The sequence below is a fragment of the Bordetella pertussis 18323 genome, from assembly GCF_000306945.1.
Taxonomy (GTDB): domain Bacteria; phylum Pseudomonadota; class Gammaproteobacteria; order Burkholderiales; family Burkholderiaceae_B; genus Bordetella; species Bordetella pertussis.
In genome coordinates this window covers 3,101,803-3,114,980 of record NC_018518.1, presented here as the reverse complement: position 1 = coordinate 3,114,980, position 13,178 = coordinate 3,101,803, and the positions used below count along the sequence as shown (strand labels likewise).

The following is a 13,178-nucleotide window of genomic DNA, read 5'->3' as shown; positions in this document are numbered from 1 at the left end:
AGGAGGCCGTCTCATGGCGCTGACCACCCGTTGTCCGCAATGTGGCGCCGCCTTCAGGGTGGTGGCCGACCAACTGCGTGTCCGCAACGGGCTGGTGCGCTGCGGCGAATGCGCCACGGTGTTCGATGGCCGGGCCTGCCTGGTCCCGGCGCCCGATGCCGGCGCGCCGCGCGCCGCAGCGCCGCCGGTCCTGTCCGCGCCGCCGTCCGATCCGCCTTACGCCCAGCCGGCGGCGCCCGCGCCGGCGGCCCCGGCCACCCAGGCGCCGCCGGCCGTACTGCGTGGCCGCGCCGACATGCAACGCGGCGACGGCCCGCCCGCGGACGAAGACGAACCCGACGCGATGGCCGAGGGCGCGCCCGAGGACGAGGCCGACTGGGACGCCGCACCGCGCCCCGAGTCCGCAGAGGCCGGCTGGCGTCCGATCTTGCCGCGCGATCCGGCGCACGACGACCGGGAGCCGGCGTTCCGGATCGGCCGCACGGCCACGGCCTGCGCTGCGGCCGACGCCGAGGACGCGGTGCAGGTGCCCGGCGAAGTCCGTACGCGCTATTCCAACGCCGTCGACAGCGGCCGTACGCCGCCCGAGTTCCTCGACGATGACCGCATCCAGGCGCGCCAGCTGGTGCGGCGCCTGTGGGCCTACGCCTGCGTGCTGGGCGTACTGGCGCTGGCCGCGCAGCTGGTCTACGTCTATCGCGGCGCCATCGCCGGCGCCGCGCCGGCCTTGCGGCCGGTGCTCGAACAAGCCTGCGTGCCGCTGCAATGCAGCGTGGGCCATGCGCGCCGCATCGAACGCATTTCCATCACGTCTTCGTCGCTGCGGCCGGCCGCCGGCGCCGCGCAGGGCGACGACGCCCGCACCCGGCTGACGCTGAACGTGGTGCTGCGCAACCGCTACGACCGGCCCCAGGAATGGCCGGCTTTGGTGCTCGATCTGACCGATATCTCCGATACCGTCGTGGCGCGCAAGATCATTCTGCCCCAGGATTACCTGCCCTCGCAGGCCGGGCCCGCGTTCGCGGCCGGCGGCGAAATCAACCTTGCCATCCCGGTCGAAGTGGCCGGGCTGCAGGTCAATGGCTACCAACTCGATAAATTCTTCCCATGAAGGACTCCAGCATGACGGCTCCCGTACTTGTATGCGGCTCGATGGCGTTCGACACGATCGCGGTGTTCGAAGGCCGTTTCAAAGAACACATCCTTGCCGAGCGCATTCAATCATTGAGCGTTTCGTTCCTGGTGCCCGCCATGCGCAAGGAGTACGGTGGCTGCGCCGGCAACATCGCCTACAACCTCAAGCTGCTGGGCGGCCAGCCGGTGCCGGTGGCGACGGTGGGCGAGGATGCCGGCGAATACCTGGCGCGCCTGTCCGGACTGGGCATCGACGTATCGCGCATCCAGGTCGTGCCCGGTACGTTCACCGCGCAGTGTTTCATCACCACCGACCTCGAGGACAACCAGATCGCTGCCTTCCATCCCGGCGCGATGGAGTTTTCCTCGGGCAACGACCTCAGCGACGCGCAGGCCGCCTGGGCCATCATCGCGCCGGACTCCAAGGCCGGCATGTTCGCCCACGCCGAGCGTCTCCACGCGCGCGGCATTCCGTTCATTTTCGATCTCGGGCAAGCCATGCCGCTGTTCGACGGCGCGGACCTGGAGCGCATGCTCAAGCTGGCCCAGGCGCTGACCGTCAACGACTATGAAGCCGGCGTGGTCGAGCAGCGCACCGGCCGCAGCCTGGCCGAGATCGCCAACGGGCTGCGGGCCGCGGTGGTCACGCGCGGCGCGCACGGCGCCACGGTGATGGCCGGCGGGCAGACCATCGAGGTCGCGCCGGTGCAGGCGCAGGCGGTGGTCGACCCCACCGGCTGTGGCGATGCCCACCGCGCCGGCCTGCTTTACGGCCTGACCAGCGGCTGGGGCTGGGCGGACAGCTGCCGCCTGGGCAACCTGATGGGCGCGATCAAGATTGCCTCGCGCGGCCCGCAGAACCATGCGCCGTCGCGCGGCGAGATCGACGCCCTGATGCGCGCGAACTACGGTATCGGCCTGCCGGACTGAGGCGGGCAGGGGAACCCTGGCCGCGGCGGACGATCCAACCAGCGCGCTGCAGGCATGTCGATTTGTAACGATGAGGCTGTGTCAGTAGCACCCTGTTTCGCTCACCCGGCCAGCAAAATCCGGGGGCAGAGTATGATCGAGGATCATCGGTAAGTCCGATCGAGGAGCTTCAATGAACTATATGCATTCCCCCTCTGTAGTTGCCGGGCGCGCCCGCCGCCTGCTGGCGGTAGCGGCGGTTGCCGGCTCGGTGGCCGTTCTGGCCGGCTGCGCCAATCCCAGCGCATCGAGTGGGGTGTACACGTACGGCCAGGCGCAGCGCGAGCAGATCGTGCGCACCGGCACGGTCACCGGCGTGCGTCCGATTACCATCCAGAACGACAAGTCCAGCGGCGTCGGCTTGGTGGCCGGTGGCGCGCTGGGCGGGGTAGCGGGCAATGCCGTCGGCGGCGGCACCGGCCGCACCATCGCCACGGTGGGCGGCGTCATCCTCGGCGCGCTGGCGGGCAACGCCATCGAGAACCGCGCGGGCAAGTCCTCCGGCTACGAAATCACGGTGCGCCTGGACAACGGCGAAACCCGGGTCGTGGCGCAGGAAGCCGACGTGCCCATCAGCGTGGGCCAGCGCGTGCAGGTCATCAGCGGCGCGGGCCCGACCCGCGTGACACCGTATTGATCGCCCGCTGCTTCCGGCAAGACGCCCGCTTCATGCGGGCGTTTTTTTGCGGCGGCGGGTCGGGAGTCGGCGGGTGCCAGTCCCCCTGCGGGGGGCAGGCACGCCACCCCTCCCCGGGTGCCAGTCCCCTCCTGCGGGGACAGGCACCCGGGGAGGGGGTATTTTTGTGACCGCCGATGTTTTTTCAGGCGGCCGTCAGAATCCGGAAAGTATAGTCGCGCTCGAAACTCTGGGGGCGGGGTGTATATGCCTGACGAGGCAACCTGCACACTGACCAGCCATGCACACCGAGCAAGAACTGCACACCCGGATCGCCGACATCGTCGAGTCGATCATCCTCAAGAAAGTCACCCCCGACACTGCCCTGATCTCTTCCGGCCTGGTCGATTCGCTGGCCGCGGTCGACATCACGCTGGCCGTCGAGTCGGAGTACGGATGCAGTATCCCGGCGCCTGAAATCGCCGAACACCTACAGTCGGTCCGCACGCTTGCCGGCTATGTCGCTGCCAATTCGCAATAGCCGCCTGCTGTCCCACCTGGCCGCGATGGCAAGCGCCGTCGCGCTGTCGCTGGGCCTGTACTGGGGCGCCGATGGCGCGCTCAGTGCGTTGGTGCACCCGCATTCCAGCGTGGCGTCGGTGCGCGACAACTACCTGCCCAATCTCGGCCCGGACTGGGGCACGCAGAACGTCAACCTGAACCGGCTGGGCAACGCGCTGGCCGATGGCACCCTGGTCGTGCTGGGTTCGTCCGAACTGTCCAGCCACGATCTGCGCTTCGTGCCCTATCGATTCTTTCCGCAGGAACTGAAGGTGCCGACCCTGGCGTACGGCCATGCCATGTTCCAGTCGTATGGCATCGTCAGCGTGCTCGAGGCGGTGGCCGATTCCCTCACGCCCAATACGCGCCTGGTGATCATGGTGTCGCCGGCCTGGTTCGCCTCGGGCGGGCAACTGCCGCGCTCGGCCTTCGCCGAGCACGTCACCGGGCCGGTCTGGGACCGCCTGTGGGACAAGCCCGCCACGCGCGAACAGATGCAGGACTGGATCGCCGACAACGCCAACTGGGGGCTGCTCTGGCTGATCGCCAACGGCCAGGTGGCCGAGCTCAAGGACAAGATCGCGCTGTGGTGGAACAGCCGCGGCGAGCGCGCGCCCGACCGGCCGCGCAGCCCCCTGGCCGTGCCGGCGCACAAGTATGTGAGCTGGCCGGCGGCGGCCCGCCTGGATGCGGGGCGCTGGCACGACCTGCTGGGCCAGGCGCGCGGTATCGAAGCGGAACTGGGCGGGCACAACCCCTACGATGTGCGCGACGACTACTACCGGCAGTACCTGGCGCCGTTGAACTCGCCGGCGCGCAATGAATTTCCGGAGATGCCGCCGATGACGCGACCCGAACTGGGCGATCTGGCCCGCGTCATGGCGCTGCTGCAGCAACGCAAGGTGCGCGCCTATTTCGTGATTCAGCCCTTCAATCCCAAGCTGATCCTCGATGTCGAGCGCTTCGACCCGGTGGCCGATGCCATCAAGGGCATGTGCGCGCGCTACGGCATGGGCTGCCTGGATATGTACAGCGTGCCGTTCCAGCCCGGCATGGTGCGCGACGACATGCACCTGGCCGAACTGGGCTGGGCCATCGCCGACCAGGGCATTGCGGAGTTCTTTTCCCGATGAAGCGCTTCTTCTGGCATTTGTGCCTGTACCTGGGGCTGATCCTGGTGTTCGTGCTGCAGGCGCAGCCCACCACGGGCAGCGGCGGACCGATCAAGGTCGAGTTCCAGTACCAGCAGTTCTGAAACGGCCATGGAACTGTTCGGCAGCTTTGCTTTCTTCGGCGGTGCGCTGTTCGGCGGCCTGGGCCTGCTGCTGTACCGCACGCTCGGATTGCCCTGGCGGCTGGGCTACCGCCACCTGATCGGTGCGCTGTGCCTGGCGGTATGGCTGGCGGTGTTCTGGACCCGGCCATACCAGCCGCTGGGGCTGCTGGCGGTGGCCAGCGCCGCTCTGTGGGCGATGCGGCGCGGCCACCTGCCCACCTGGGCGGCGGTGCTGCTGACCATGGCGCTCCTGTTGCTGCTCAAGTGCGGCATCACCACCATGACCGGCATGCTGGGGCTGTCGTTCGCCACGTTCCGGGCTGTCGACGTGCTGCTGTTCGCGCCCCGCAATGAGCGCATTTCGCCGCTCGACTACTGCAACTACCTGTTCTTCCCGCTGACGCTGCTGGCCGGGCCGATGTACCGCTGGCGCAACTTCCAGGCCGACCTGAAGCGCGGCTATGAAGGCGTGACGCTGGAAACCTGGCTGGCCGGCCTCGAATTGCTGATTTTCGGCGTGATCCAGAAGTTCGGCGTGGCCGAGGCAATCTGGCGCTACGGCCTGAACACCCTGGATGCGCACGACTACTCGCTGACCGGCGTGGCGCTGAACGCCAGCCTCTACAGTTTCTACCTGTTCTTCGATTTTGCCGGGTACAGCAGCATGGCGATAGGCGTGGGCATGCTGTTCGGCTTCACCTTGCCCGTCAATTTCCGCAATCCGCTGGCCAGCGCCAATCCGCAGGATTTCTGGCGCCGCTGGCATATCAGCCTGTCCGAATGGCTGCGCGATGTGGTGTTCATGCCGATCTACAAGGCGCTCAGCAAGACGGCGTTTTTCGGCCGCCACCGGCTGGCCGCGCAGAACATCGGCATTCTCGCCACCCTGCTGGCCATGGGCGTGTGGAACGGCCTGGCCCTGCATTACGTGGTCAGCGGCCTGATGTTCGGCGCCTATTCGGTGGGGCACAACCTGCTGGTGCAGCATGCGCGCACGCGACCCGCGCTGCAGGCGTTCCTGGCGCGCCGGCCGGTGCAATGGGCCGGGCGGGCGCTCACGCTCATCCTGGCCGCGTTGGCGCTGTACGTGTTCAGCGGCCGCAGTCCTATCTGATCCGCCGGGAGTGCGCGGCATGTATTTCGATCTACGCAGTTTCGAATTCGTTTCCGATGCCCGCGGCGGGCAGGCCGACGCGGTGGTCGGCAGCGATCGCGTGCTGACATGGCAGGCGTTGCGGGAAGAGGCCGGCCAGTGGGCGGCGCGGGCGCGCGCCCACGGTATCGGGCCGGACGTGCCGGTGGTGATCCACGGCCACAAGGAGGCGGCCTTCTTCGTCGCCATGGCGGGGGCCTTGCTGGCCGGCGCGCCGTTCGTGCCCGTCGATACCATCTACCCGCCCGAGCGCGTGCGCCGCATCGTGGAGATCGTGCGCGCGGCCGCGGTGTACGACACGCAGGCGGATGTCTTCCGGCCCGGCGCGGCCGAGCCCGCCGCGCTGGCCGAACGGGGCCTGGCCTACGTCATGTTCACCTCGGGCAGCACGGGCGATCCCAAGGGCGTGCAGATCGGGCGCGAGAGCGTGGCCTTGCTGGGCGATTGGCTGCGCGATGGCCTCGCGCTGGGCGAGGCGCCGGTATTCATGAACCAGGCGCCTTTCAGTTTCGATCTGTCCATGTACGAGGTGTTCGGCACTCTGGCCGCGGGCGGCACCTGCGTACTGAATGCGCGCGAGCAGATCGCCGCGCCCCAGCAGTGGCTGGGGCGCCTGGCCGGATCCGGCGTGACGGTCTGGGTGTCGACGCCATCGTTCGCCCATCAGCAGCTGGTCAACCGCGATTTCTCGCCGCAGCAGCTGCGGGCGCTGCGCACATTCCTGTTCTGCGGCGAGCCGCTGCCCGTGGCGCTGGCGCGCAAGCTGCGCCAGCGCTTCCCCGAGGCGGCGATTCTCAACACGTACGGTCCGACCGAGGCCACGGTGGCGACCACCGCGCTGGTCGTCGACGATGCGGTGCTGGCCGAACACGACCCCCTGCCGGTCGGCTACGCCAAGCCCGCCAGCCTGCTGTACGTCGCCGACGATGAAATCTGCATCGTCGGCGATTACGTGATGCGCGGCTATCTCAATCGCCCCGACCTCAACCAGGCCAAGCTGTTCGTGCATCATGACGGACGCCGCGGCTTTCGTACGGGCGACCTGGGACGGATGCGCGAGGATGGGCTGCTGTTCTGCCGCGGCCGCATGGACGACCAGATCAAGCTCAACGGCTATCGCATCGAGCTGGCGGAAATCGACGCGGCCCTGCATGCCCTGCCGGGCGTGGCGGGCGGCGCCTGCGCCGTGCTGCGCCGGCCCGACGGCACCGCGGTGCGGGTGATCGGGTTCGTGGCGCAACGTACGATGGAACAGGCCAGCTTCCAGTTGCCGGCGGCGCTGCAGCAATGGAAAGCGCAACTGACAGGGCGGCTGCCTTCCTATATGGTGCCGTCCGAACTGGTGGCCTGTCCGGATTTGCCCGTATCGAACAACCACAAGATAGACCGCAAGAAGCTGCTGGAAATCTACGCAGCGATTCCGGCGGCGGCGTAGCGCCGTTTCAGACGCCGAATATGCCGTAGGCCAGGCGTGCCACCATCATCAGCAGGATCTGCGCGCCGATCAGCAGCACCAGCGGCGAGAAGTCGATGGCGGTGCGCGGCAGGATGCGCCGGATGGGGTCGAGCAGCGGCGCGGTCAGCGTCTGCAGCAAGGGCATGAGCGGCGACAGCGGGTTGACCCACGACAGCACCGCCTGGATCAGCGTCATCCACACCATCAGGTTCAGGGTCCATTTCAGGACCATCAGCAGCGCCGAGCCCATGGCCGAGGGCAGGGCGCTGGCCGGCGGCAAGGCGCCCACGGCGCTCAGCCAGACCAGGATAAGGTAGATCAGCGCCGCCACCCAGGTCGCGATCAGGCTGGTCCAGTCTATCGAGCCGGTAGCCGGTATCACACGGCGCAGCGGCAGCACCAGCCAGTTGGTCCCCTGGTAGATGGCGCGTGCCAGCGGATTGAAGGGATGCAGGCGTACGGCATGGATCCAGGCCCGCAGGATCAGGGCCGCGCCGAACAATGTGAAGGTGATTTCAAGCAGAAAGCGGATGATGTCGCCGAGCATGAGGGCAGTCGCCAAACAATAACGGCTTTTATTGTCGCATGGCGGGCGTCAAAAGATAGCGCGGGCCGCGAATGCGGGCGAAGGCGCGGGACGGAAAAAGCCGCCTGGCGGAGCCAGGCGGCTTAAGGTGCTGCTAACTGGCGAAGAGGTCCGTTACGGACGGCCGCCGGTCGGGAACGGCCACGACGCAGCGGGGTTCAGCGCAGTCTTCGCGCCCGGAGCGGCAGCGGTCGAAGGAGGCGTCGCGGGCTTCTTGGGCGCAGCCTTCTTGGCAGGCGCCTTCTTGGCGACGGCCTTCTTGGCTACGGCTTTCTTGGCTACGGCTTTCTTGGCGACGGCTTTCTTGGCGACGGCTTTCTTGGCTACAGCCTTCTTGGCAACCGCCTTCTTGGCAACCGCCTTCTTGGCAACCGCCTTCTTGACTACGGCTTTCTTGGCAGGCGCCTTCTTGGCGACGGCCTTCTTGGCTACCGCTTTCTTGGCCACGGCCTTCTTGGCTACGGCTTTCTTGGCGACAGCTTTCTTCGCCACGGCCTTCTTGGCTACCGCTTTCTTGGCGACCTTCTTGGCTGCCGGCTTCTTCGCGGCGACCTTCTTCACCGCCGGTTTCTTGGCGGCGACTTTCTTCACAGCGACTTTCTTGACCGCAGCTTTCTTGGCCGGAGTGGCCTTCTTGGCGGCAGCCTTCTTCGCTGCGGGTTTCTTAACCGCCTTCTTGGCGGCCTTCTTGGCAGTTGCCATGGTTATGCTCCTTAGGTTCAGGGGTCCCAGAACTTAAACCCGTGTGGCAACCCCCAAAACAGGCGGATTGCACCCGGGCTATTCATCGGCGCATGCCGCTGTCCCTGACTGGCGACAGCTACTGCGGCTTGCGCTAATGAATTCAGCACAGCCATTTGATATGGCCCCCGCAACCTCGTCGGCGCGAGCCATTTCAAATGGCGCCGATAGGCGGCCTCGCCAGAGGTCGCCTACCGCTACGTTCTACGTGTCAGAACACCAGTCACCGGGGCACATCCGGCTTGCCTGCGACCGGCGCAGGCAAGCGGCATGAACGCTTATTCCCAGCTCAACGTACCGCCGGTCTGGTATTCGATCACGCGAGTTTCAAAAAAGTTGCGTTCCTTCTTAAGGTCGATCATTTCCGCCATCCACGGGAAGGGGTTTTCTTCCTGGGGGAACAGCGGTTCGATACCGATCTGCTGGCAACGGCGATTGGCGATGAAGCGCAAGTAGGACTTGAACATGGGGGCGTTCAGGCCCAGCACGCCGCGCGGCATCGTGTCTTCGGCGTAAGCGTATTCGAGTTCGACCGCTTTGCGGAAGAGTTCGCGGATTTCTTCGCGGAACTCCGGCGTCCACAAATGCGGATTCTCCAGCTTGATGGTGTTGATCAGGTCGATGCCGAAATTGCAGTGCATGGATTCATCGCGCAGGATGTACATGTACTGTTCGGCGGCGCCGGTCATCTTGTTCTGGCGGCCCAGCGCCAGGATCTGCGTAAACCCGACATAGAAGAACAGGCCTTCCATCAGGCATGCAAAGACGATCAGCGACTTAAGCAGTTTCTGATCGGCTTCGGGCGTGCCGGTATGGAAGTTCGGGTCCGCGATCGCGTCGATGAACGGAATCAGGAACTCATCCTTGGCGCGGATGGACGGGACTTCGTTATAGGCGTTGAAGATCTCGGCCTCGTCCAGGTCCAGGCTTTCGACGATGTACTGATAAGCGTGGGTATGGATGGCTTCTTCGAATGCCTGGCGCAGCAGGAACTGGCGACACTCGGGCGCCGTGATGTGGCGGTAGGTGCCCAGCACGATATTGTTGGCGGCCAGCGAGTCGGCCGTCACGAAGAAGCCCAGGTTGCGCTTGACGATACGGCGTTCGTCCTCGGTGAGCCCGTTGGGGTTCTTCCAGAGGGCGATGTCGCGCGACATGTTGATTTCCTGCGGCATCCAGTGGTTGGCGCAGGTGGCCAGGTATTTTTCCCAGGCCCACTTGTACTTGAACGGCACCAACTGGTTGACGTCGGTCTCGCCGTTGATGATGCGCTTGTCGGCCACCTTCACGCGGCCGGCGGTGGCATCCGAGGCCCCCAGGCTGGCTGCGTGCTGGGGCGCGGTGGGCGTAGGCAGGGCTGCGTCGCCGAACACGCCGGTCGCGGCCCGCACGGCGGGCGCGGCTTCCCGCCCGCCCGCGGGCGCGGGCGAGGTGGCGGGTTTGGTGGCGATGTTCTCTTCTTCCCAATTAAGCATGATCGAATTCTCCGGTGGCGGTTATTGGCAGGCTTCGCACTCTTCGAAGCCGGGGTCTCCCGGCCGCATGGTGCAAACCGCCCCGACGATTTCGGGTTCCGGCAAAACGGGTGCTGCGGATACGGCCGAGCCCGCGCCGTGGTCGCCGGCGCTGACGGCGTTCAGTTCGCCGCCGCGGCCCGTCGACTTCTCGGCGCTGGTGGCGCCGAGGGTGCGCAGGTAGTAAGTGGTCTTCAGGCCACGCTGCCACGCCAGCTTGTAGGTGTCGTCCAGCTTCTTGCCCGATGCGCCCGACATGTAGATGTTGAGCGATTGGGCCTGATCGATCCACTTCTGGCGGCGCGAGGCGCACTCCACCAGCCAGCTCGGTTCGACTTCGAACGCGGTGGCGTAGAGCTTGCGAAGTTCGGAAGGTACGCGATCGATACGGGACAGGCTGCCGTCGAAGTACTTGAGGTCGGCGACCATGACTTCGTCCCAGAGACCGAGTTTCTTCAGGTCACGCACGAGATAATCGTTAACGACCGTGAACTCGCCGGAGAGATTCGATTTGACGTACAAGTTCTGGAAAGTGGGTTCGATGCACGCAGATGCACCAATGATATTGGAAATCGTCGCAGTTGGGGCGATTGCGATGCAGTTCGAATTGCGCATGCCGTGTTCTTTGATGCGTGAACGCAACGTATCCCAGTCCAGCGAGCTCGAATCATCGACGTCGACATTGCCGCCGCGCTCTTCGCGCAGCATCGCAAGCGTGTCTTGCGGCAGGATGCCGCGCGACCACAGCGAACCTTCGTACGACTGGTAGCGGCCGCGCTCTTGCGCGAGTTCGCTCGACGCCCAATACGCGTGATAGCACACCGCTTCCATCGAACGATCCGCGAAGTCGATGGCGTCCTGCGACGCATACGGCACGCGCATCACGTGCAGGCAATCCTGGAAGCCCATGATGCCCATGCCCACCGGGCGATGGCGCTCGTTGGAGTTGCGCGCCTTGTCGACCGCGTAGTAGTTGATGTCGATCACGTTGTCGAGCATGCGCATGGCCACGCCGATGGTGCGCTTGAGCTTGTCGTGGTTGAGCTCGTAGCCGCCGTTGGCGTTGGGCTTCATGTGCGCCACCAGGTTCACCGAACCCAGGTTGCACACCGCGATTTCGGTGGCGTTGGTGTTCAGCGTGATCTCGGTGCACAGGTTCGAGCTGTGCACCACGCCCACGTGCTGCTGCGGCGAGCGGATGTTGCACGGATCCTTGAAGGTGATCCACGGATGGCCGGTTTCGAACAGCATCGACAGCATCTTGCGCCACAGCGAGACAGCCGGCATCTTCTTGAACAGCTTCAGTTCGCCGCTGGCGACCTTGGCTTCGTAGCCCGCATAGGCCTGTTCGAAGGCCTTGCCGTACTTGTCGTGCAGGTCGGGGCAGTCGGAGGGCGAGAACAGCGTCCATTCGCCGTTTTCCATCACGCGCTTCATGAACAGGTCGGGAATCCAGTTCGCCGTGTTCATGTCGTGGGTGCGGCGGCGCTCGTCGCCGGTGTTCTTGCGCAGTTCGAGGAACTCCTCGATGTCCAGGTGCCACGTTTCCAGGTAGGTGCACACCGCGCCCTTGCGCTTGCCGCCCTGGTTGACCGCGACGGCGGTGTCGTTGACCACCTTGAGGAACGGCACCACGCCCTGGCTTTCGCCGTTGGTGCCCTTGATGTGGCTGCGCAGCGCGCGCACGGGCGTCCAGTCGTTGCCCAGGCCGCCGGCGTACTTGGCCAGCAGGGCGTTTTCCTTGATGGCGTCGTAGATGCCTTCGAGGTCGTCCGACACCGTGGTCAGGTAGCACGACGACAGCTGCGAGTGCAGGGTGCCGGAGTTGAACAGCGTCGGGGTCGAGCTCATGAAGTCGAACGACGACAGGATTTCATAGAACTCGATGGCGCGCGCTTCGCGGTCGGCTTCGCGCAGCGCCAGGCCCATGGCCACGCGCATGAAGAACACCTGCGGCAGCTCGATGCGCGTGCCGCGCACGTGCAGGAAGTAGCGGTCGTACAGGGTCTGCAGGCCCAGGTAGCCGAATTGCAGGTCGCGGCGGCCGTCCAGCGCCTTGGCCACGCGCTCCAGGTCGTATTCGGCCAGCTTGGCGTCGAGCAGGCCGCCTTCGATGCCGCGCTGGATGAAGGCAGGGAAGTATTCCGCGTAGCGGGTAGCCATGTCGGCCTGCGACACTTCCTCGCCCAGCACTTCCTTGCGGATCGTGTGCAGCAGCAGGCGGGCGGTGACCTGGCTGTAGGCCGGATCCTTTTCGACCAGCGCGCGCGCGGCCAGGATGGCGGACTTGAACACTTCGTCGACCGGAACGCCGTCGTAGAGGTTCTTGACCGTTTCCTTCAGGATGGCTTCGGTGTCCGTGTATTGCGTCAGGCCTTCGCCGGCGGCTTCGATGGTGGCGCGCAGCGCAGCCAGGTCGAGCGGACGGCGCACGCCGTTGTCGACCACGCTGAGGGTCGGTTCCTGGGCGGCGGCCGGCGAGCTCTTCTCGAGCACTTCGGCGGCGGCGGCGCGCTCCTGGGCGCGGCGCTCGCGGTACAGCACGTAGGCGCGGGCCACGTCGTGCTCGCCCGAGCGCATCAGGGCCAGTTCAACCTGGTCCTGCACGTCTTCGATATGGAAGGTGCCGCCGGCGGGGCGGTTGCGCACCAGCGCGCTGACCGCCTGCGCGGTCAGCTGTTCGACCAGCTCGCGCACGCGCGCCGACGCCGCGCCCTGGCCGCCGTTGACGGCCAGGAACGCCTTGGTCATGGCGATGGCGATCTTGCTGGGTTCGAACCCCACCACCGAGCCATTGCGGCGGATGATGTTGTAGCTGGCCCATTGGCCGCTGTTGGGATCGGTGGACGTCTCGGATTGGGCGGGCGGCACGGCCGTGGGCCGGGTCACAGAGGCGATCGTAGTCTGCATGGAAGTTCCTGTGCGAAAAAGCGTAGAGGAAGGCCAGGCGGGCCGCCTGGCCGGGTGCAAAAGTATTCGGTGTGAGGGGAATCGCTACGCGTGGACGAATGGTCCGGGGTGCGTGGCCGGTGGGTCCAGCGTGTTTAGCGACCACAAGATGTAGTGTACCACCCCCTCGTATGGCACTAATTCTAGTGAGCGTCCGGGTCCGGGACAAGACACTGAGCGATACAAGTTCAAATTTAGTTGTTACCAAATGCGGCGGGCGCGC

At 65.9% G+C, this 13,178-nt stretch carries 12 protein-coding genes; 8 read left to right on the top strand and 4 right to left on the bottom strand.

The genetic code is table 11. The features are described from left to right. Positions 1-13: 13 nt before the first annotated feature. From BN118_RS14640 to BN118_RS14605, 8 genes are all read left to right on the top strand, one after another. The gene (locus tag BN118_RS14640) at positions 14-1,111 is read left to right on the top strand and encodes a DUF3426 domain-containing protein (protein ID WP_010931242.1); all 1,098 of its coding nucleotides are present in this window, start codon (positions 14-16) and stop codon (positions 1,109-1,111) included. Between the two features lie 11 nt (positions 1,112-1,122). Beyond that, the gene (locus tag BN118_RS14635) at positions 1,123-2,064 is read left to right on the top strand and encodes a carbohydrate kinase family protein (RefSeq protein ID WP_010931241.1); all 942 of its coding nucleotides are present in this window, start codon (positions 1,123-1,125) and stop codon (positions 2,062-2,064) included. Positions 2,065-2,236: 172 nt separating this feature from the next. Further along, positions 2,237-2,740: an outer membrane lipoprotein gene (locus BN118_RS14630; protein ID WP_010931240.1), complete on the top strand. Its 504-nt coding sequence runs from the start codon at positions 2,237-2,239 to the stop codon at positions 2,738-2,740. A gap of 280 nt (positions 2,741-3,020) precedes the next feature. Then, positions 3,021-3,260: an acyl carrier protein gene (locus BN118_RS14625; RefSeq protein WP_003814943.1), complete on the top strand. Its 240-nt coding sequence runs from the start codon at positions 3,021-3,023 to the stop codon at positions 3,258-3,260. Positions 3,261-3,285: 25 nt separating this feature from the next. Then, positions 3,286-4,413 (top strand): D-alanyl-lipoteichoic acid biosynthesis protein DltD, encoded by a 1,128-nt coding sequence (locus BN118_RS14620; protein ID WP_003814941.1) that lies wholly within the window; start codon positions 3,286-3,288, stop codon positions 4,411-4,413. Then, positions 4,410-4,535, top strand: a complete 126-nt coding sequence (locus tag BN118_RS21075) for a hypothetical protein (protein ID WP_003814939.1) — start codon at positions 4,410-4,412, stop codon at positions 4,533-4,535. The genes BN118_RS14620 and BN118_RS21075 overlap by 4 nt, the downstream gene beginning before the upstream one ends. 7 nt (positions 4,536-4,542) lie before the next feature. Then, positions 4,543-5,670 carry an MBOAT family O-acyltransferase gene (locus BN118_RS14610; protein ID WP_010931239.1) on the top strand — a complete coding sequence of 376 codons (1,128 nt, stop codon included), beginning with the start codon at positions 4,543-4,545 and terminating at the stop codon, positions 5,668-5,670. Positions 5,671-5,680: 10 nt separating this feature from the next. Continuing rightward, positions 5,681-7,144 carry a D-alanine--poly(phosphoribitol) ligase gene (locus tag BN118_RS14605; RefSeq protein ID WP_010931238.1) on the top strand — a complete coding sequence of 488 codons (1,464 nt, stop codon included), beginning with the start codon at positions 5,681-5,683 and terminating at the stop codon, positions 7,142-7,144. A gap of 7 nt (positions 7,145-7,151) precedes the next feature. Here the strand turns inward: BN118_RS14605 and BN118_RS14600 are convergent, their stop codons facing one another. The 4 genes from BN118_RS14600 to BN118_RS14585 all read right to left on the bottom strand — a co-directional run bounded on the left by BN118_RS14600 (position 7,152) and on the right by BN118_RS14585 (position 12,916). Then, entirely contained in the window at positions 7,152-7,727 is a 576-nt protein-coding gene (locus tag BN118_RS14600) for a YggT family protein (RefSeq protein WP_010931237.1), read from the bottom strand. A gap of 138 nt (positions 7,728-7,865) precedes the next feature. Further along, positions 7,866-8,453, bottom strand: coding sequence for a histone H1-like DNA-binding protein (locus tag BN118_RS14595; RefSeq protein ID WP_014905979.1), 588 nt, complete (start codon positions 8,451-8,453; stop codon positions 7,866-7,868). Between the two features lie 317 nt (positions 8,454-8,770). Then, positions 8,771-9,967, bottom strand: coding sequence for a ribonucleotide-diphosphate reductase subunit beta (locus tag BN118_RS14590; RefSeq protein WP_003814929.1), 1,197 nt, complete (start codon positions 9,965-9,967; stop codon positions 8,771-8,773). A 21-nt stretch (positions 9,968-9,988) separates the two neighbouring features. Beyond that, positions 9,989-12,916: a ribonucleoside-diphosphate reductase subunit alpha gene (locus tag BN118_RS14585; RefSeq protein ID WP_010931235.1), complete on the bottom strand. Its 2,928-nt coding sequence runs from the start codon at positions 12,914-12,916 to the stop codon at positions 9,989-9,991. Between the last annotated feature and the right edge of the window lie 262 nt (positions 12,917-13,178).